This window comes from Paenibacillus piri, assembly GCF_004354045.1.
Lineage (GTDB): Bacteria > Bacillota > Bacilli > Paenibacillales > NBRC-103111 > Paenibacillus_S > Paenibacillus_S piri.
This window is the reverse complement of sequence record NZ_SMRT01000003.1, coordinates 47,266-66,986: the sequence shown is the minus strand read 5'-3', so window position 1 is coordinate 66,986 and position 19,721 is coordinate 47,266. Positions and strand designations below refer to the sequence as shown.

At 54.2% G+C, this 19,721-nt stretch carries 17 protein-coding genes; 2 read left to right on the top strand and 15 right to left on the bottom strand.

Features of this window, described 5'->3' with window-relative positions:
• From E1757_RS08605 to E1757_RS08545, 13 genes are all read right to left on the bottom strand, one after another.
• Entirely contained in the window at positions 1–837 is an 837-nt protein-coding gene (locus tag E1757_RS08605; RefSeq protein WP_133226792.1) for an ABC transporter permease, read from the bottom strand.
• A gap of 7 nt (positions 838–844) precedes the next feature.
• Positions 845–2,032 carry an extracellular solute-binding protein gene (locus tag E1757_RS08600; RefSeq protein WP_342774522.1) on the bottom strand — a complete coding sequence of 396 codons (1,188 nt, stop codon included), beginning with the start codon at positions 2,030–2,032 and terminating at the stop codon, positions 845–847.
• A 30-nt stretch (positions 2,033–2,062) separates the two neighbouring features.
• Complete coding sequence (locus E1757_RS08595) at positions 2,063–3,115, bottom strand: ABC transporter ATP-binding protein (RefSeq protein ID WP_133226790.1); 1,053 nt, start codon at positions 3,113–3,115, stop codon at positions 2,063–2,065.
• A gap of 12 nt (positions 3,116–3,127) precedes the next feature.
• Positions 3,128–3,952, bottom strand: coding sequence for an ABC transporter permease (locus tag E1757_RS08590; protein ID WP_133226788.1), 825 nt, complete (start codon positions 3,950–3,952; stop codon positions 3,128–3,130).
• Between the two features lie 164 nt (positions 3,953–4,116).
• A complete protein-coding gene (locus tag E1757_RS08585) occupies positions 4,117–4,830 on the bottom strand; it encodes a GntR family transcriptional regulator (RefSeq protein ID WP_133226786.1) in 714 nt (237 codons plus the stop codon).
• Positions 4,831–5,143: 313 nt separating this feature from the next.
• Positions 5,144–6,877: a hypothetical protein gene (locus E1757_RS08580; RefSeq protein WP_133226784.1), complete on the bottom strand. Its 1,734-nt coding sequence runs from the start codon at positions 6,875–6,877 to the stop codon at positions 5,144–5,146.
• Positions 6,878–7,110: 233 nt separating this feature from the next.
• The gene (locus tag E1757_RS08575) at positions 7,111–8,679 is read right to left on the bottom strand and encodes an extracellular solute-binding protein (RefSeq protein WP_133226782.1); all 1,569 of its coding nucleotides are present in this window, start codon (positions 8,677–8,679) and stop codon (positions 7,111–7,113) included.
• Positions 8,680–8,751: 72 nt separating this feature from the next.
• Positions 8,752–9,648: a carbohydrate ABC transporter permease gene (locus E1757_RS08570; protein WP_246079093.1), complete on the bottom strand. Its 897-nt coding sequence runs from the start codon at positions 9,646–9,648 to the stop codon at positions 8,752–8,754.
• Positions 9,649–9,661: 13 nt separating this feature from the next.
• Complete coding sequence (locus tag E1757_RS08565; RefSeq protein ID WP_133226780.1) at positions 9,662–10,636, bottom strand: ABC transporter permease; 975 nt, start codon at positions 10,634–10,636, stop codon at positions 9,662–9,664.
• Between the two features lie 116 nt (positions 10,637–10,752).
• Entirely contained in the window at positions 10,753–13,071 is a 2,319-nt protein-coding gene (locus E1757_RS08560) for a helix-turn-helix domain-containing protein (RefSeq protein ID WP_133226778.1), read from the bottom strand.
• A 270-nt stretch (positions 13,072–13,341) separates the two neighbouring features.
• Complete coding sequence (locus E1757_RS08555; protein WP_133226776.1) at positions 13,342–14,496, bottom strand: MFS transporter; 1,155 nt, start codon at positions 14,494–14,496, stop codon at positions 13,342–13,344.
• 122 nt (positions 14,497–14,618) lie between these two features.
• Positions 14,619–15,122 carry an ADP-heptose synthase gene (locus tag E1757_RS08550; protein ID WP_133226774.1) on the bottom strand — a complete coding sequence of 168 codons (504 nt, stop codon included), beginning with the start codon at positions 15,120–15,122 and terminating at the stop codon, positions 14,619–14,621.
• A 54-nt stretch (positions 15,123–15,176) separates the two neighbouring features.
• Positions 15,177–16,160, bottom strand: coding sequence for a sugar-binding transcriptional regulator (locus E1757_RS08545; protein WP_133226772.1), 984 nt, complete (start codon positions 16,158–16,160; stop codon positions 15,177–15,179).
• Positions 16,161–16,471: 311 nt separating this feature from the next.
• On the opposite strand from E1757_RS08545, the gene trpB reads away from it, so the two are divergent.
• Both trpB and trpA read left to right on the top strand, forming a co-directional pair.
• Positions 16,472–17,656, top strand: a complete 1,185-nt coding sequence (gene trpB, locus E1757_RS08540) for a tryptophan synthase subunit beta (protein ID WP_133226770.1) — start codon at positions 16,472–16,474, stop codon at positions 17,654–17,656.
• Between the two features lies 1 nt (position 17,657).
• On the top strand, positions 17,658–18,470 hold the full coding sequence (trpA, locus tag E1757_RS08535; RefSeq protein ID WP_133226768.1) for a tryptophan synthase subunit alpha: 813 nt from the start codon (positions 17,658–17,660) through the stop codon (positions 18,468–18,470).
• Between the two features lie 177 nt (positions 18,471–18,647).
• Here trpA and E1757_RS08530 read toward each other — a convergent pair whose 3' ends face one another.
• Together E1757_RS08530 and E1757_RS35715 are read right to left on the bottom strand one after the other, a co-directional pair.
• Entirely contained in the window at positions 18,648–19,451 is an 804-nt protein-coding gene (locus E1757_RS08530) for a DeoR/GlpR family DNA-binding transcription regulator (protein WP_165972022.1), read from the bottom strand.
• Positions 19,421–19,717 carry a hypothetical protein gene (locus E1757_RS35715; protein WP_165972021.1) on the bottom strand — a complete coding sequence of 99 codons (297 nt, stop codon included), beginning with the start codon at positions 19,715–19,717 and terminating at the stop codon, positions 19,421–19,423. Before E1757_RS35715 ends, E1757_RS08530 begins: the two co-directional genes overlap by 31 nt.
• Positions 19,718–19,721: the final 4 nt, after the last annotated feature.

The following is a 19,721-nucleotide window of genomic DNA, read 5'->3' as shown; positions in this document are numbered from 1 at the left end:
TTATTGTCGCTCCTCCTGAATCATACTGCGAATGTAAAAATACCCCATAAACGAGCAGAGCAGGAACATGAACACCGCCGTGGCGCTTGTTCGGCCGATCTCCTTGTAGACGCCGAACATCTGCTCCATCGCAACTCCAAGCATCTGCGGCGCATTCGGGCCAATCAGGAAAGGTGCGGTAAAGCTGCCGATGATGCCCATAAAGACGAAAGTCATCGAAACGAGCATCGTCTTGTACGAAAGCGGAATGATAAAGCGCACAAGGATTTGCAGCCGCCCGGCTCCCGCATCCTTTGCGCTTTCCACGATGGAATTCGGTATGCCTGCCAGTGCGGAGCTGAGCATCATTGTCGTGAAAGGGATGTTGAACCATAAATTAGCGAGGACGATACCGCTGTAGCTGTAAATGATTTTCGGGAAAGAGTCCCCGCCCGCCAGCAGCACAAACCTTGCAAGCCAGCCGTGATTGCTGTACATCGAAATAATGCCGTAAGTGCCGATAACCGACGGGATGAACATGGGAATAAAATAAAGCCGGCGAATCCAATCGGCTATCTTCCCTTGGTTGAATCTCAAATACATCGCCAGCATGTAGCTGACGAAGATGACGATGACCATCGAGACCAGTGTCAAGCCGATCGTGAAGCTGATGTTGCGCCGCATAAATTTGTCGGCAAACAGGAATGCGTAATTGCTTAGCGTAAACGCTCCGGTGCTATCGTCCTTGAAGCTCTCCAGCACGGCAAGCACGATCGGGATGACGACGACGAGCAGCAAAATAAGAAAAGAAGGGATAACCATCGCTATCCCCAAAAAATTATGCTGTTTATTTTTCATCGCTGTATTAGTTGCCTCCGGCGACTTCCCGCTGCCAACGCTTGTTAATTTCGTCGCCTAACGAGCCGATGGTAAAGGTGCGGTAGCCTTTCGCCACGCTTTCGAATTTCTTCTGCAATTCATCCGGCATCTCGGACCACTTGATTCCCGGATAGCCATACATTTTGTTGATAACGACCGTCTGAGCTTCGGGGGTCAATGCATAATTGATGAACTTCTGCGAAGCTTCCTTCTTCTCGGACATCGCCGGGATCGCGATGTAGGACGGACCGCCGGTAAAAGCGGGCTGAATTTGAGTCAGCTTGACGGTCTCCGGAAGCATCTTCTTGCTGAGCTGCTCGAGACCCATATCGGACCATGCCGGAATCATGTCGACTTCGCCGCTGGCGAGGATGTCAAGGGTGCCCTGGTTTTTCTTCGGATATACGCCTTTTTGGTACATGAAAGGACCGAGTTCCTTGAGCAGCGCAAAACCTTTATCCCACTGCTTCATGATAGCCGGATCCTCATTGTGGATTGCGTCGGGAGGCAGGAAGTTATAGATGGCAGTCTGTACGAACGAAGAGCCCGAGCCGCCTGTAGCAGGATCGTTGTAAGCGAACTTGCCCGGATGCTTGCGGATCCAATCGTACAGCTCGTCCGCCGTCTTCGGCGGCGTCGGTACGTTCTTGCTGTTGTATGCGAGCACGACGGACGAAGCGCGGTAAGGCACGGCAAGCTGATGGACGTCGTTCATGTAAGCGGAGTCCACCTTGCTCAAATTCGGGATGATAGTCTGATCAAGCTTCTGCCATACGCCGTCCTTCTCGCCTTTGGTCAAATTGCTCAGGCCCGTCTCGAAAACGTCAATGTCTATGCTCTTCTGCCCGGCTTTCTTGGCGCCCAGCAATTTATCGACTGCCGCTCCTTCAGCTTGCCCGTCCGGCAGGTGTACGAGCTTCACCTTGATACCCGGGTTCGCCTTCTCGAATTGCGGAGCAAGCGTCTCCCACATTTCCTTCACGTTGGCAGAGCCGGAGAAGTAAAAGTTGATCTCGACCGGTTTGGCGCTGCTCGTTTGCGCCGAGCCCTGCGCGCTTCCGTTCGATGCGGCCTGCTCGACCTTGCCGCAGCCGCTAAGGGCGACGGCCATCGCTGTTGCGGCGAGCGCCAAAGTTTTGCCTTTCAGCATTCTTTTCATCCACTGTTTCATCATATTGCTGCCTCCTCAAGGATTGTTTTGAATTTATCCTGCATATGCGGTTACCCGCGCAAAACCAATAGGTATCGATTGTCCGTGATGCAGCGAAGCGGCTCGCTCGCGAGGCACGAACAGCTTGACGGGCCCGGCCTCGGTGTCCGCCGTCACTTCGGCATAATGGCCGAGGATCATCACTTGACGTACGGTTGCCGGGAATACATCCCTGTGTTCTTGTACTTGATCGGCAGTTTCGACAATGAACACATCCTCCGGGCGGATGGCTGCGGTGACCGTTCCCGCGAGGTTGCGTTCGACCGGGAAGCGTCGGCCCTGAATATCGACAGAGGCGCCGGCGCCATGCCCTGACAGAAAGTTCATCCGTCCGATGAACTGTGCGACGAAAAGCGACTCGGGATGGTCGTAAATGCGCTGCGGCGTATCGATTTGCTCGATGCGTCCGGCATTCATGACGACGATCCGGTCGGAGATCGACAGCGCCTCCTCTTGATCGTGCGTTACGAATACCATCGTGAGCCCCGTGCTCGCCTGGATCTCCCGCAGCTCTTCGCGCATCTCCAGGCGGAGCTTGGCATCGAGCGCCGAAAACGGCTCGTCCAGCAGCAGTACGGCCGGCTCGAGAAGCAGCGCGCGTGCAACGGCAACCCGCTGTTGCTGTCCGCCGGACAACTGGCCGGGCATCTTGTTCTCGGTGCCGGGCAGGCGGACAAGATGCAGTGCTTTATCGACGGCGGCCCGAATCTCCTCCTTTTTAACGTTCCGGATTTTCAAACCAAAAGCGAGATTATCGAATACGGTCATGTGCGGCCAAAGATTGTAGCTTTGGAACACCATCGCCGTCGGCCGCTTCTCCGGCGGTACTTTAAGCACGCTTTGGCCCTCGATGAGGATATCGCCGCTGTCAGGCTCCAGGAAGCCGCCAACCGCGCGGAGTACCGTCGTCTTGCCGCAGCCGGACGGGCCCAGCAGCGTAACGAGCTCGCCCTTGCTCACATCCAGATTCACGCCTTTCACGCCGTCACCCGTTTTGAACACCTTCTGAAAGTTCTTAATGGACAATTGAGGTTGTTGGAGAGTCATTGCGTCCGCCCCCTATTTGATTGTAAATCCGCTCGACAACACATCCGCATTGATGAAGCGGCGTGCAGCCAGCAAAAGAAGAATCGTCGGCAGCGTCAGGATAATCGAGAAGACGCCGCCTGCCGTCGTCGGGTAGTTCTGAACAATGGTGTACATGATAAGAGGCATGGTGCGGAAGTCCGGAATCCCTACCATAAATGTCCCCTGAGCCTCGTCAAGCGACGACAGGAACGTGAAGATCGAAGCTACGACAATGCCTGGAAGCGCCATCGGCAGCGTGATGTACCAGAACACCCGGAACGGTCCGGCCCCCGCGTCCCGCGCCGACTCTTCCTGGGAATGATGAACGCTCTTGAAGGCCGCTGCGGGAATCCACGTCATGTACATCAGCGTGTTGACCATATGGATGAGCACGACGCCGAGGAATGTGTTCATCAGGTTGAGCTTGAAGAAGAGAACAGCGATCGACACGTACAGACCCATTTTTGGAAAAGCATGCGTTAATAAAAACGAGAACAGGAACAGCTTGCTTAGTCGAAACCTGATTCGGGCAAACGCGTAAGCCGCCGGCAAGCAAACGATTACGGACAGGAGTGTCACGACGGAGGCAATGCCGAACGAAAGCGAGATGGATTCGATCACCTCGTTTTGCGTCAATACGTATTTCCACCACGAGAACGACCATTCCTGAGGCAGGATCGCGGGGAACTGCCACTTGCCGGAGAAGGCAAGTATCAACAGGTTGAGCAGCGGTCCCATGAAGAAGAAAGCGAAAATCAACAGGATCGACCATTCGATCCACGCTTTGTACGAGACGAGTTTAATGTTCCAACCCATAAAAGGCTCCTTTCAATCTCACAAGAGGTATAGACATCTTTAGGCTCTATGGATATATTAGCCGAAGATTATTAGAGGATCGTCAAATACAATTAAATATATTGTAAATGCGCAGCAACCCCGATCTGCGGGGCAGACCGGGGTTGCTAAATGGATATAGGCGGTTATGTGGTTCGTCGGATCCGGAAGGTAAACACATCGTTGCGCAAATAGTCGAGCGAGTACAGCACCGGCTTGTTCGCATCGTCATAATGCACCTGCTTCAAGAGCAGCACCGTCGTTTGGGGATGAAGCAGCAGACGCTGGCAGTTCCGATCGATATGCAGCGGCACGCAAATTTCAGAGTCTGCGGTTGCGATTTTGCGGCCGAGACGCTTCTCGAAAAAGTCCAGCAGCGAGCCATGAAATTTGCCCTCGTCAAAAGCATCCCCGGCAATGCTTCGCGGAATCACATTGATGGAGAAAGCGACCGGCTCGCCGGACGCCGTACGCACGCGCTCCAGGTTGACGACCGGGTCGTTCGGTTGAATGCCGAGCGCTTGCGCGGCCTCCGGAGAGCAGCCTTCGGTCTTGAGCGAGACGCGGCTTTCGCCCTCGTCCAATTGCGCCGTCCGGATAATATTGCCTATGCTTGCCAGCTTCTCAAGCGAGCTTGGGATCAGCGGAAGCGGTTGAATGACGAAAGTCCCTACGCCGTGCTTGACGAGCAATTTCCCCTCTTTCTCCAGCATCCGGACGGCCGAACGAAACGTTTCGCGGCTGACGCCGAACTCCTTGGCCATTTGCAGCTCCGAGGGCAAACGTTCGCCGATACGCAGCTTTCCGCTCTCCATCATCGATTCCAGAGACTGCTTGATCACGTACTGCTTAGCTTGCATAATTACCTCTACTCCTCTAGACATTATAAGTATTTATATTGTGACGCAGGAATTCAAATCTTGTCAAGACGTACTTCAGAACGTACTTCAGAACGTACTTTAGAACCGTACTTCAAAACCGTCATTCGTACCTCCCCTGACGAAAGACTCAATCGAATGCGATTTTAGCTCTTCTCGTTCATGTCGCTAGGGATCAATAAGGAAAGGGCAGACAAATTTAAGCATTCGTCTGCCCTGCCTATACTCGAAATCGTTGTCTTTCATGGTTCATGCATGCAAGCTTGCCGGAATCAATTATTAGAAAGGAGCTCATCTAAGCCCGCAGCAGAACCTGCTTCTCTGCCGGCTTGAGCGGCAGCGTCAGCTGCAGCGCCGTACCGCCGGCGCGCTGAAGCTCGGCATGCACGGCTGCGCCCGCATGCCCCCCGCCTTCGACGGACGCGGCATCCGCCGACGCGTCCAGAGCCGCATCCTCCCCCGCTTCGTCGCTTAAGCGGAACGCGAACAGCAGCAGCGCCCGCTCCATGCTGCGAAAGTCAAACCGCTTGCGATCGCCCGCATAGATCACATAGTCAAGACACAGCCTCTGCCCGTCTTGTACGAGCTCCCAGCCGGGCTGCCCGCCGTCGAAGGCGGCGAACAATGCGCGTACGCGCATTGTTTGTCCCGCCAACTGCACGGCAGCTTCCTCTGCCTCGCGTTCAGGGGCGGAAGCCTGAACCTGCTCCAGACTGCCGCCGATTTCAAAGCGCAGCCGCAAATCGGCCGCTTCGATCGTGCCGTCAATCGGGTCCAGCCCGATGTGGGTGTCGCCCCCGTTCGTGCAGAAGCCGATGCCGAACAGCACGTCCGCTTGCTCCTGCGCGCTCGTAAATATGGCCGACGAATAGTCGTAGCCGTCATGTAAAAAGCGCAGATGCATGTAGCTGAAGCTGTCGCCGTTCCGCACGTAGGCAAGCAGGTTGCGCCGCTGGTTCCACATGACGTCTTTACTGAACGTCCCGATGCTGACAGGTCCGTCCATATACGTCGTCGCCGTATTGAAGACGCGGCCCGTCTCGTCTTTATGGATGGCTTGCCGGATCGTAGCCGCCGCCGTCTGCCGGAACGCCGGCAAATAACGGTCAGGGCAATGAATCTCATTGCCGTACCAGTCCAGATTGTACGCAATGTCCCCGTTGTCCATCAAGGACAGCGTGCCGCCGCTGGCCATCTGCAGGAAAGACAGGACGCCCGGCGTCATCGCCGTGCTGTAGCTGCGGCTATGCGGCCCCGACCATTGGCGGCTCGGCGCATGGAAATGCTCGGCAACCATACGCCAAGCTACATCCAACATGTCGGCACTGAGCCGCTTTGCCTCCGGGTTGTGCGTCGAGGTATGAATGCTCGACAGCTCCTGGATCGCTACGATCGTATACGTCGGGCTGTTGTATTCCTGGAACGTCCCGAGCTCCTTCGTATAGTCGCTGAATTTGCGCAGCCGCTCCAATCCGTAGTCCGCGTACGGCTGATGCCCGTATAATTCCCCGGTAATCAGCGTTACGAATGCGCCCATGATCGCAATATTCGTGTAGCCGGGGCCGACGTTGCGCTTGATGATCGCATCGCATGCGCAGAACAGCGCCTGCTTGATTTGCGCGCGCAGCTCCGGACGGAGCAGCTCCGCATGCCGCTGCTCGGCCAATACAAGCCGCTTTCCGCAGAAATCGGCCCAGTTCCAATCGGGCGGAGCCATCATCGTCAGCGGCTCCTCCAGAAACCAGGACCAGATCCCAAAGGTGTTGTTCTCGCGGTTTTGATCCTGCAGGCTGATCACCTTTTCGATAATGCCGGAAGCCCGGTCGATGTTGTCCGTCAGACCGCTGTCCAGCAGCGCCAGCGCATATACCAATGCGGCCAGCGTAGGATGAGTATAATCCACATTTTTCAACGTGCTGTGGTAGCCGGGGGTATGAAACGGCTTGCGCACCATCCGCACCTCGCGGTCATACTCCCGGTGCCAGCTGTCCAGTTCCCGCAGCAGCATTGGTTTGGCGTCCATTGACATGGTCGTCTCACGCTCCTTCCTTTTCGATTATTGATTCGTTATGCAGCCATTGGCTTGGCAGTATTCCATGCTTCTCTTCCGAACAGATACACATTTGAAGCTTCTTACCATGATTGTTGTTGTTCCAGGCGTACCTCGCTCTCCGTAACCAGATCGTCTTGAGCATGACTGCGCCAACAATTTCCCGACCGAACAAGCCCCCGTCTCCATCCTGGGAGGGAGGCTCGCCCCGCTTACTTGCCCTTTACATTTTTCTCATACCACTGCTGGGCCAGCTTATCGACATTATCGCCGCCAAGCCGCTTCCATTCCTTGCGCAGCTGCTCAATGCCCCATTGCGCGTTGTATTGATTGCCTCCGGTGATGACCTTCGTCTCAATTTCCTCGGCCAGCGGCGCAAATGCGGTCGAGAGCTCGCTCAGCTCCGGAAACGTCGGGTTGAACGGGATATCGCGTCTGAATTTATTTTTCATCGCGACCTTCAGCGACTCTCCCTGTACCTTGGCGTATTCCTGGGAGATGGCGTCCTGAGCGGCCATAATCGGGAAGTCCTCCGGCTTCGGACTCCATTGGTCGAGCACCGCATATTCGGGAGCGTACAGCAGCTCCTTCTTGTTTTTCTCGGCATCGATCGCCTGCGGAACGCCGTTCACGAGCTTGTAATGCACTCCCTCCTGGCCGAAGCGGATATCGAACCAGTTTTTGTCGATCATCCAATCGAGCAGCTTCACGGCAGCTTCCGGGTCTTTCATATTTTTATTGAATACGATCAGCTTGTTGGCAGGCGGCTCCTGGAACAAGCCGAATTTCCCGTACTTCGTCGAGACCGGTTCGAGCGGCACGAGCTTGGCGTCCGGCACGTTCTGCTTCAGCTCGCGGTATTCGGCCGCAATGTTCCAGCTCGCCATGTATACGCCGGCCTTGCCTGTAACAAGCAGCTGCCTTTCCTTCTGGTAGTTTTTATCGGTAATGTATTCTTTGTCGATCAGCCCTTCGTCGAAATATTGCTTCAGCTGCGCCAATACATCGGTATACCTGTCGGTAAAGTTGCCTTTGACCAGCTTGTCGTTTTCCAAATACCACAGCCCGCCGTGAGCTGCGAACATCGCCTGGATGATGCCGGTATAGTTAAAGTTGAAGGCGGCGCCCACCGTGTCGTTTTTGCCGTTGCCGTCCGGATCCTTTTCTTTGAATGCACGCATAACCGTGACCAGTTCCTCCATCGTCTGAGGCATTTTCAACCCGAGCTTATCGAGCCAATCCTGACGAATCCACATCCCGTGATTGGCAATTGCGTCAATGCCGCGCGCGCTGGTTGCAATGTACGTCTTGCCGTCGAACATCGTATACGGCTTCAACTCCGGATGCGCTTTCAAATAATTTTTGTAAGTCGTGCTGTACTTCTCGATATAATCGTCGATCGGCTGAATCGCGCCCTGATCCTTCAAGGTCGACATGTAGTCGCGGCCGAATTCCCACATCAAGTCCGGCGCTTCTCCCGCAGCGATCAGCGTATTCAGCTTTTTGGTCGATTCCGTCCGGATAACCGGCACCCATTTCACGTTGATGCCCGACTTTTCATTAATAAATTTGGTCACCCGGTTGCTCTCGTACGTACCTTCGTCGCTCGCCACCTGGCCGCGGTCCAGGATCGAGACGCTGACCTCCAGCTTTTTCTTTTTGTCGCCACCGCTGTCCTTCGCCGTATCCCCGCTCTTGCCCGATCCGCCCTCCGAAGAGCATGCCGCAATCGTCAATAGAGCGGCCGCCAGCAGAAACGCCGTATGTTTTCGTTTTAACATCGAAAGATCGCCTCCGTCTTTTTCGTTTTTACGTCGCTTCAATCGCTCCGCTCCGCACTCCGCTCGCCGTGTTCACCCTTTGATGGAGCCGATCAATACGCCTTTTACAAAATATTTTTGCAGGAAAGGATAAATCGTCAAGATCGGCGCAACCGATATGATAATAGCCGCCGCCCGTATCCCTTCCGGTGTCACCAAATTTTGCATGGCGGCCCCTTCGCCGCCGTTGGTCGCATTCGAGTTGAGCAGATTTTGACTTGTCGTATCGATCATCTGCAGCAGCTTGACCATGAGCGACTGCTTGCCCGAGCCCGTAATGTACATCAGCACGTTCATATACGAATTCCACCAGCTTACCGCATAAAATAACGTCAGCGCCGCAATGATCGGCATCGATAGCGGCAGGATGATTTTCCAAATAATGACCAGATCATTCGCCCCGTCGATGGCCGCAGACTCCTCCAGCTCCGAAGGCAGGTTCTCGAAAAACGTCTTCATAACGAAAAAGTTATACGTGCTTAACAAGCCGGGCAGCCAAAGCGCCCAGTACGAATTCATAATGCCCAGCGTTTTGATCAAAATATAATTCGGAATGATGCCGCCGCCGAACAGCATCGTGAATGTAATGAACATCAGCATCGCGTTGCGCCCCTTCAACCGCTTGCGGCTTAAAGGGTACGCCGCAATGATGGTGGCGGCGATATTGAGCACAGTCCCGACGACGGTGATCAATACCGTATTTTTCATCGCAACGAACAGTTGGCCGTCGTCAATCAAATTGGAAAACGACAGAAACGTAATTTCCTTCGGCCATAAAAACACTTCCCCCGACATAACGGCCCGCGAGCTGCTCATGGATGTAGCCAGCACATGAATGAACGGAAACAACGTCATCATGGCAAGCACAGCCAGCAGCACATAGACGAGAACATAAACCAGCTTTACCAACAACGGCTGATTGCCGGACACCGCATTTCCCTCCTTACCATAGCCCGTTTTCACCCATGGCTTTAATGATTTTATTGACGCTGACGATCAATATAAGGCCGATCACCGATTGAAACAATCCGAGCGCGGTCGTATAGCTGTACTGCGCCCCTTCCAGACCGACATGGTACACATAAGTGCTGATGACGTTGGAAACTTCATAGACTGCCTTGTTCTGCATGACGAAAATATGCTCGAAGCCGACGTCCATCATCTGCCCTACCCGCAAAATGAGCAAAATCGCGATCGTGCTGCGGATGCCCGGCAGCGTAACATGCCATATGCGCCGCAGCTTGCCGGCTCCGTCGATTTTGGCCGCTTCATACAGCTGCGGATCGATTCCCGCCATCGCGGCGAGATACAGAATCGTCCCCCAGCCGGCATTTTGCCAAATTCCGGACAAAATGAACGCGATCGGCCACCAGAAATTGCTGGCCATGAAGTAGATCGGCTCGATCCCGAACAGCTTGACGAGCGCAATGTTGACGACGCCTGTCGATGGGGACAGCAGCGCGATCACGATACCGCCAAGCACGACCCACGAAATAAAATGCGGGATGTACAGCAGGTTCTGAATCGTCCGTTTGTACCACTCGATGCGAACTTCGTTCAAGATGACGGCCAGCACGATCGGAACCGGAAACGCAAACACAATGCCGTACACATTCAATAGAAGCGTATTTTTTAAAACCTTGAAAAAATCCGGACTCGTAAACAGCCGCTGGAAATGCTTCAGCCCAACCCACTGACTCCCCCAGATGCCATCGGCAAACCTGTAATTTTTAAAGGCAATGATTTCACCGAACATCGGAGCGTATTTAAATATAATGTAATAAGCCAGTATGGGCAGCAGCAGCAGGTACAAATATTTGTCCCGCTTGAGATACTTCCACGCCAGCTGCAGCCTTGTCGGCTTCGTCGATGCATGAGCGCCGGCTTGTGCCGTTGCCCCGCCGGTTTGCGATTTCATTGCGACACCTCCCTCCCGTAACTGCCTGCCGATTACTTTTTCATCGTAAAGGGCATGCCGCAGCTTGGAAATGTTCTCTTTTTATGGTCTTCGCTTTTTTTAAGAAATGGGGATGTTCACTTTTTATCACCTGTACTTTTTTTCATGTTTTCCCTGAATTCCCCAGGCGTTTGCCCGGTATATTTCTTGAAAATACGGATAAAGCTGTGCGCGCTGTTATAGCCGACGCTCTCCGCAATCGCATTGATTTTCAGCTTCGGATCGAGGAGCAGCTCCTTCGATTTTTCCATCCGGATTTGAATCAGCCAATCCATGAAATTCGTTTCCGTCGTCTCCTTGAACAGTTTGCTCATATAGGGGACGCTCAGACCGAACCGCGAGGCAAGCAAATTGAGCGACAGGTCGCTGTCCATATAATGCTGCTCCAGGTAGGACATCACTTGCTTGATCGTTTCGTTGCCGCTTCTGGTTAACCGTTTCTCCTCGGTGCGGACGATGAGCTGATGCAAAAAGGAGGAGATGTAGCTCTTGATCTCGTCCACGTTGGCGCATGATTCGATCCGGTCGTATATATTTTCCTTCGGGTCGAGAAACTCTTTAATTTCCAGCCCTTTATCCGAGATGACCTTGATCGAGTTCATGATGAGCTGTATGCACAGCTGCCGGATTGTTTCCGGCGGGACGTTGTTCGCTTTCAATTCCGCGAAAATTTTGTCCAGCTGCGCCTCCGTCTTCCCTTTATCGGTATCGCGAATGTAGCCGACGACCGAATCGCTCATCGCAGTGATCCGGTAAAATTTATCGTTGAGCAGGCTGCCGGCAATATCGTCGATCGAGATGACCGTGTTATCGCCCATGATCAGCTTGTATTTCAGCGCGTTCAACGCTTCCTGATACGATTTGTTTATGCCTTCCAGATGCAGCTGCGGCCGGCCGACTCCGATCGTCACCGTCTGCTTGAAATGGCCTTCCACATAATCCTTGACGAGATCGGCCACCTGTAGCGCCTGAATCTGATTGCCCTGCGCATCATCCTCCTCGAAGCTCATAACAACGGCGACTTTCCCGTCTGTCAGCTCGACCGATACTCCTTTGCACACGCCGGCGACCAATTCCTCCGCCACATTGCCGATAGCGTAAGTAAACAAGTATACGTCGCGGGGCGCGGCGATGTCCTGGATGCGATCGAGCTCGATCGCAAGCACAATGAATTGAACGGGATGCAGGTCGACGCCAAGCGTATCGAAATACGGCTTCATCCGGTTGTAATTGGCCTTGTCACCCATGAGCAGGCTCAAAATAAGCCGCCATTTCAAAGCGGGCAAGCTCTCGTGCATTTGCTTCTGCAGCGTTTCGTTATCGGACATCATCTGCTTGAAAAACTGCTCCATATAGGTCAGATCGCCCGGCCGGCTCATCTTTTTTCCGGTAAACGAGCGGAAGAACAACTCGAGCGGCTTGAACGTATAGTTGCTGACGGCAAACACGATCGCGATCGCCAGCAGAAACATGCCGACTGCGACGGTCAGCAGCAAATTGCGGATAATTTCCAGCGGACGGTTCATCTCCGGATTCGGAACGATGCTCACATATTTCCAGCCGTTATAGGCCGACGTTAAATAAAAGGTCGTATAGCTTCCGTTAGCCGTATTGCTGATCAAATATCCCCGGCTGCCCAACTGGCTGAGCGCCGGCGCTCCCTCGATGCTGCTGACAGGCCGGAACAACTGCTTCTTGTTCTGCGAAGAAATAATCATTCCCTGCTCGTTGATGACCAGCGTCTGCCCCGCCCGCTGCTTGTCGACGTCCTGAATCAGATTGGAGACGGTGTTTTCGGTGACATTGACGATTACCGCGCCTTTGCGATACTGCGGGGTGCCGATCAGCGGGTATGAGCGCACCAGCGTAATCACATCTTTATCGACATGGAGACCGGAGCTGATTTCCGTAACCTTGCGCGTATCGAGCCACTGCTGGTAGCCCTTCATCGAGGCGAGCGTTTGCCGCCAGGCTGTATCGTAAAAGTCGGCTTCATCGGAAAACGTCGTATCCGTCAGCAGCGATTTATTTTCAATCGAATACAAGTAGAAGGACGAAATATTGCTGTTTGAGAACATCAGCGCTTTGAACCGGTCATTCAGCACGCGGAAATGGTTGAACCGCAAATCGTCATTCGCATACCGGCCGTTAAGAAAAAACGCAACCTCGGGCTCTTGAATAAAATTAATCGTATTCGTATCGATTTCCCGCAGCATCATTTCGATTTTTTGCTGAATCAGCGTAAGCAGCGCCATGTTCGTGCTGCGCAGCTGATCCTCCAGGCTGCCTTTGGAGCTTAAGTAGGACAGCCAGACGGTCGACGAAATGATGATTAAAAAAAAGATGCCATAAATCGCTTTAAACCGGGTAGAAAGATTTCCCTGTAAAAGTCGCATACAGCAGGCTCTCCTTTACTTTATTTTTTGTAAACGCATACAAAATGTTGAAGACGGCAACAAGCCGCTCGCCTCTAGCATATCACAACAAGCGTTCCGCATGGGGGCTGCCGTTTTCGGATGCTTCCCAATGCTTATTAGGGGACGAGCGTGTTTGTCAGGATGTGCGAAGCAAAATATAAAATCTTATACTTTCAAATACAACAAAAAAAAGACATCCCGCCTAACCGGAATGTCGTGCCGTTCATGATTAAGCCGCTTTTCTCGCGGCTAGCTTTCGATATGAAGGTTTTGCCGCCGCAGCGCGTCCGCGCTTTTTTGCGAAAATAACGGGATCAGCAGCGCACAGCCAAGCGCAAAGGCGAGCAGCGTAACGAAGACGGGGCCCTTCAGCTCCTGTACATTCAAAATGAGAATTAAAATGAAAATCCGCGATATGTTCAGGAAACATTCCCGCCATAACAATATGCGCGCCTGCTCGATCGAGGTGTGGCGGCTGATAATGCGGAACTGATCGCTGTTCCATACCGTACCGAAATAAAACAGCCCGACGGTCGTCAATATGTTGGAAATGACCAGAAACACGGAATGCTGCAGCAGCGCCACCAAAAAACCGGCGGATATCGCGACCATGCCAACCTTCAGCCATATGCCGCCCTGAATGTTCAATCTGCGGTGCAGCACCATCGCGATAATCGCCGACACCGCATACAACACGTTCAGCAGCGCGATGACGAGCTTGTCGCTGGACACCGAGAAGGTGAAAATAAGCGCGAACAGCCCTTGAAACTGCAAAAACACGCCCGCCGCCAGACAGGACGGAACCATCCAGCGGATCGCCGGATACGAAAACACTTCCGAAAACCGCATGTTTTGAAACAGCGGCTTCTTTTCCGTGGATAATGTGATGGGCGGGATCATAAACGACACCGTCATCAGCACGGCGACGAATACAAACATGAGCAGAAACGAGCCGGAATAACCGATCCACTTAATAATCAACGCGAATACGACCGGATTCAAAATCGAAATCGCCTGCCCGATAATCGTCGCGATCGAGAAATACACTTCAAAATCTTTACCTTTGCCGAATACCGACAGCGTAATGTTTTGCGAAGAAGCGTAAAACCCCCACATGATTCCGACGGGGACGGCGATGATTGCAATCCATAACAACCGGTTGTCCAGCGTCAGCGTGGTCAGCAGCAGAAACGTCAAGGCGCCGCAGGCGGCAGTCATCCGGATCAGCACTCGCGTCGTAAAGCGGGTCAGCAGTCTGGAACCGAGCGCGAAGGCGAGGCTCCACGTAATAAATAAAATCAGGTTGAACCAGGTAACGTCGAAAATGCTGCGGCTTTTTTCCCAAATGTACAAATTTACGAAAATACCGATGTAGTTAAAAATAATGTTGGACGACGCGTTCATTAAAAGCACCTTACGGATAGGGGCCGCGATCTGCATGATGTTATTTATTCATCTCCTGCGCATTTTCGTAAACCGTATATGGAACAAGCGGGCCGGCTCCGGTCATCGTCGGCTCGTATAGCTTATTCGTGATCTCCCTCGACAGCATATTCAAAATCTTCCATATCGTACACTTGAACCGGCACTTCGGCGTCAATCAATTTATCGGTAAATTCCGGCTGATCGGTCAACAGCGGCGCCTTCTCATGCAGCGAAATCAAGATCAAATCGGTCTCGATCGGGTCGAATTGCTCCCCGTACTCCGCATTTTCAATCGCGTAAATGACCGTCAGCGACACGTTGTCGTTTATCGGAAACGGCAGGCTCTTGCTCCAGGGCACGGATAGCGCCCGCTCCATCTTTTTACGATTGAACGGCTCCTCCAGCATGCTGATCAGCTCTCCGATCTTCACTCGCACGTGGGCTTCGTCCTCGCGATCCGGCATGATCGGTTCCCTGCTCTCGCGTAGCTCGTACAGCTCCTGAATCGTCGAATACGGAATCAAATATTCCACTTCCCGTTCCGGAACAAACAATTCACCATATATAGCCAGCATTACAGCTTCTATGACCAAACGTCTGCGCATGGATAACAACCGCTCCTCTTTCTGTAATTCTTATTAAGCATACTGCCTCCGCCGCTATTTATCAATATGCGGATGCGAACGATGCCAATCCAGCAGCCGCCGGGCGGTAGCCATATCGGTAACCAGCGCATGAATACAGCTACCGCGCAGCGCCGACACGATCGCTTCCGTCTTGTCGCGTCCGCTCGCAACGGCGATCACGTTAGGAATGCGGCGAAGCTCGGCCACGCTTATTCCGATCATCCGCAGCGCCGCTTCATGCGGCACATCCCGTCCGTTCGCATCCAAAAACGAGGTGCATATATTGGACAGCGCGCCCAGCGCCCGAACGTCTTCGATATTTTGGCGATCGAAATAGCCCGACTCCACGATGGTTGCTTTTCGCGAAACTTGCCCGATCCCGACCAATGCTATTGTAGCCTGTTTGGCGCAGTTCAACACATCCGCGATTTCCGGCTCCCGGACAAACAAATCCCGGGTTTGCCGGGAAGCGACGATCGCCGGCGCATTCAGCAGCAAATAGCGCGCCTTCAGCCGTTCCGCAAACAAGCGCGTGTTCGAGTTGGCATGCCAGGAAGCGCCCTCCGCCCCCCAGCCGCCGACGAGCGGGACAAACTTTACGTCTTTTTTGACCGAATAATGAAGCGCGCCGCCGACGGAAGCGATCGTTCTGCCGGCCATCACGCCGACAATATCGCGATCCCTGATTACGCCCTCCAGGAAAGAGGCGGCTTCTCTCGCCACGTGCAGATCGATAAGCTGCTGGTCCTGATCCGCATCGGGCACCTGAACGACAAGCACATCCCGCAAGCCGAACACCTCCGAGATGGCGCGCTCATAGACCTGCTCCTCGGAGAACGGATTGCGGATTGTAATTTGCACGATGCCTTCGGCTTTCGCCGCTGCCAGCATACGGCTTATTTGCGGGCGCGAAATGCCCAGCCGTTCGGCAATTTGCTGCTGATTGAGCCCGTCCGCATAATAAAGCGTACTGACTTTGACCAGCAGCCGCGGTTTATCCTGAAATGACTCGGTCACGTTGTATCCCCCTCCTTCTTCGTAACGAGCTTGCTTGAACATTTGTTCATAACGGAATTATCGTTCATAGTTCTCTGCACATTATATAGGAAGAGCCTTGCTGCCGGCAACTGCTTTGCGCCGCGCCGCTGCGCGCGGAACCATTGTTCGCGGCAACTGTATTGAACAAATGTTCGTTATTGAAATTAAGTTCTAAAGCTCCATATAATGGCCTTATTCCAAAAGTCCCGGTGATCCATAACCGCTGTGCTGACGATGCTTCAACCGAATCGCCGGGACTTTTAAATCATGAAATGAAGGAAGGGGTCGTTATGATGGCGAATCAGCCCGGTTATTTCGGCGGCTACGGGGGACAATTCGTCCCGGAAACGTTAATGCATGCTTTGCGGGAATTGGAACAAAGCTACCTGCACTTTCACAATCAGCCTGATTTTATGGCGGAGATTTTGGAATTGCTGGAGGAGTATTCCGGCCGGCCGACGCCGCTCACGTACGCCAAACGGTTGACGGAGCAGCTTGGCGGAGCCCGGATCTATTTGAAACGGGAAGATTTGAACCATACCGGGGCCCATAAAATCAACAATACGATCGGGCAGGCGGTGCTGGCCAAAAGGATGGGCAAGCGCAAGCTTGTGGCGGAGACGGGCGCCGGGCAGCATGGCGTCGCTACCGCTACGGTCGCCGCCCTGCTCGGTATGGAATGCACCATTTTCATGGGCGAGGAAGATATCCGCAGGCAGCGGCTCAACGTGCTGCGGATGAACATGCTCGGGGCGGAGGTTGTCGCCGTCACATCCGGCGCACGCACGTTAAAGGATGCGGGCAACGAGACGCTGCGCTATTGGGTTGCCCATGTCGAGGATACGTTTTTCATCTTCGGCACGGCGGCCGGTCCCCATCCTTATCCGACCCTTGTCCGCGATTTTCAACGTATTATCGGCGAGGAAACGAAATCGCAAATGCTCCGCAAGAAGGGGCGTTTGCCGGACACCGTCATCGCTTGCGTCGGAGGAGGCAGCAATGCAATCGGAATGTTCCATCCTTTTCTTGACCATCAGGAAGTGCGGTTGATCGGCGTCGAAGCCGGCGGGAAGGGACTGGACACCTCGGCGCATGCAGCTTCCTTGACCAGAGGAACCCCGGGCATCTTTCAGGGCTCCCTCAGCTATTTGCTGCAAACGCCCTTCGGTCAAATTACGCCCGCCCATTCCATCAGCGCGGGTCTGGACTACCCCGGGGTCGGTCCCGAGCATGCCTATCTGATGGAGCAAGGCCGCGTTGCCTATACCGCCGTAACGGATGACGAGGCGCTGGAAGCGATGCGTACGCTCAGCCGGAGCGAGGGAATCATCCCCGCGCTCGAAAGCTCCCATGCCGTGGCGCATGCCTTGCAAATAGCCCCGCATTTGCCGCAGGACCACTTGCTCGTCATTACCGTTTCCGGCCGCGGCGACAAAGATATGCAAACGATTCTTGAACTGCAGGAGGGACATTAAAATGAATGCAGCAATTCAACATATGTTCGATACGCTGGCCCGGGAACGCAAGCCCGCTTTCGTGCCTTTTATTACTGTCGGCGACCCTGACCCGGAAACATCGCTCGATATTTGCCTTACGCTCCAGTCGGCGGGAGCCAGCCTGATCGAATTGGGAGTTCCTTTTTCCGACCCGCTTGCCGACGGACCTGTCATTCAACGCTCATCGACGAGAGCGCTATCCGGTCGGGGCACCACCGTTGCCGACGTTTTGCATGTCGCCAAGCAAGCCCGGCAGCAAGGGTTGACCGTTCCGCTCGTGCTGTTTACTTACTTCAATCCGCTGCTGCAGATCGGATTGGACCAAGCTTTCGCACTGATGGCCGAAAGCGGGATGAACGGCGTCATTATCCCCGACCTGCCGTACGAGGAGAGCCACCGCGTGCTCCCTTTCTGCAGGCAGTACGCCCAGGACTATATTCCGCTCGTATCCATCACCTCCAGAGATCGGGTCGCTTCCATCGTATCCGTCGCCTCCGGCTTCGTCTACTGCGTATCCTCCATCGGCGTAACCGGCGTCCGCGGCGAGCTTCACGACGGGCTGGAGCCGCTCATCCGTACAGTCCGAAACTGCACGGACCTGCCCATCGTGACCGGCTTCGGCATCGGCACGGGCAGCCATTACAGGAAAGCCGCCGACCTGTGCGACGGTGTCGCGATCGGCAGCGCGCTCGTCGGGCTGATCGAGGAGCATTTTGTCCGGCGGCAGGCGGCGCAATCGGGCCACGAGGCGATCCGCCAATTCGTTTCCGAATTGCAGGGAACGCTTCGTTAAACCTGAATAAACCGTTTCAAGGATGGCGAAGCGGGTTAATCAAGATTGGCAAACTCGCTTCCGGACAGCTTCTCCTTGTATTTCACTCACTTGGACAGCAGCGAAACGTCCGGAAGTCCAGCGGTCTCCGTCATGCAGGCCCCGCACTACCGCGAGTCTAGGCTGCGCGGGCGACGCTTACGCATGGCCGGGCTCAACCAGGATAACAGCAATTCCGCGATCCTTCAGCTGTGCCACCGTATCGGCAGGCGCGCGGCTGTCGGTAATCACCGTACCGACCCGGTCCACGTCGACGATCCGGTAAAACGCAGCCTTGTCAAATTTACTGGAGTCGACGAGTGCGACCACATGCCGCGCATGATCGATGATCCGCCGGACCACTCTGGCCTCCTCCATGCTCGGAGTCGTCAGACCCTGATCGATGCTAAAGCCGTTGGCGCCGATCAGGGCAACCTCCACATAGACGCCGTCCAACGCTTTCTCTGCGGCCTCGCCGATCAAGGCAAACGTATTCGGCCGGATATGGCCTCCCGTAAGAAATACCTGAATCCCGTCGGTCCTCATCAGATCGGCGGCGACATTCATCGCATTGGTAACGACCGTCAACGATGCGCGATCCTGAATCAGCGGTGTGACCAGCCCTATCGTCGTGCCTGTCGATAAAGCGACCGTCATGCCGTCCCGGATCAGCTTGGCGGATTCCTTCGCGATCGCCGATTTCTCGTCCTTGTACCGGTCTTCCTTCTCGATAAACGAAGGCTCCAGAAACAGATGCTCGTTAAGCACAGCTCCGCCATGGCTCCGCAGCAGCAGCTTATCGCGTTCGAGTTTTTCCAGATCTTTGCGCACGGTCACCTCCGATACCTTCAGCTCGGCGCTGAGAAACGAGACATCCACACTTTTATGCTGCTTTAAATATTGAACGATAAACTGATGTCTTTCCACGCTTCTCATCCTGCGGTCCGCTTGCGGTTCTTCCATGTACAGCCTACCTCCGTATGAATTGTCCTCGACTTCTGACACGTACGGCCTCTCCCTGCGATTATAGCCGCGGGTTTTGCCATGCGCACCCGCATAGCGATCATGGCCACGGTTTGCCATGCACAGTCTGCCATAGTGATCATGGCTCCGCTTGCCATGCACACCCGCATAGCGATCATGGCTCCGCTTGCCATGCGCACCCGCATAGCGATCATGGCTCCGCTTGCCATGCGCACCCGCATAGCGATCATGGCTCCGCTTGCCATGCAT

What these genes read in the sequence shown, in the direction of transcription:
- E1757_RS08580 (WP_133226784.1), bottom strand. Translation starts at nt 6,877, where the DNA reads ATGTCAATGGACGCCAAACCAATGCTGCTGCGGGAACTGGACAGCTGG.
- trpA (WP_133226768.1), top strand. Translation starts at nt 17,658, where the DNA reads ATGAATGCAGCAATTCAACATATGTTCGATACGCTGGCCCGGGAACGC.
- E1757_RS08550 (WP_133226774.1), bottom strand. Translation starts at nt 15,122, where the DNA reads ATGCGCAGACGTTTGGTCATAGAAGCTGTAATGCTGGCTATATATGGT.
- E1757_RS35715 (WP_165972021.1), bottom strand. Translation starts at nt 19,717, where the DNA reads ATGGCAAGCGGAGCCATGATCGCTATGCGGGTGCGCATGGCAAGCGGA.
- E1757_RS08575 (WP_133226782.1), bottom strand. Translation starts at nt 8,679, where the DNA reads ATGTTAAAACGAAAACATACGGCGTTTCTGCTGGCGGCCGCTCTATTG.
- E1757_RS08585 (WP_133226786.1), bottom strand. Translation starts at nt 4,830, where the DNA reads ATGCAAGCTAAGCAGTACGTGATCAAGCAGTCTCTGGAATCGATGATG.
- E1757_RS08590 (WP_133226788.1), bottom strand. Translation starts at nt 3,952, where the DNA reads ATGGGTTGGAACATTAAACTCGTCTCGTACAAAGCGTGGATCGAATGG.
- E1757_RS08605 (WP_133226792.1), bottom strand. Translation starts at nt 837, where the DNA reads ATGAAAAATAAACAGCATAATTTTTTGGGGATAGCGATGGTTATCCCT.
- E1757_RS08530 (WP_165972022.1), bottom strand. Translation starts at nt 19,451, where the DNA reads ATGGAAGAACCGCAAGCGGACCGCAGGATGAGAAGCGTGGAAAGACAT.
- E1757_RS08555 (WP_133226776.1), bottom strand. Translation starts at nt 14,496, where the DNA reads ATGAACGCGTCGTCCAACATTATTTTTAACTACATCGGTATTTTCGTA.
- E1757_RS08600 (WP_342774522.1), bottom strand. Translation starts at nt 2,032, where the DNA reads ATGATGAAACAGTGGATGAAAAGAATGCTGAAAGGCAAAACTTTGGCG.
- trpB (WP_133226770.1), top strand. Translation starts at nt 16,472, where the DNA reads ATGATGGCGAATCAGCCCGGTTATTTCGGCGGCTACGGGGGACAATTC.
- E1757_RS08595 (WP_133226790.1), bottom strand. Translation starts at nt 3,115, where the DNA reads ATGACTCTCCAACAACCTCAATTGTCCATTAAGAACTTTCAGAAGGTG.
- E1757_RS08560 (WP_133226778.1), bottom strand. Translation starts at nt 13,071, where the DNA reads ATGCGACTTTTACAGGGAAATCTTTCTACCCGGTTTAAAGCGATTTAT.
- E1757_RS08565 (WP_133226780.1), bottom strand. Translation starts at nt 10,636, where the DNA reads ATGAAATCGCAAACCGGCGGGGCAACGGCACAAGCCGGCGCTCATGCA.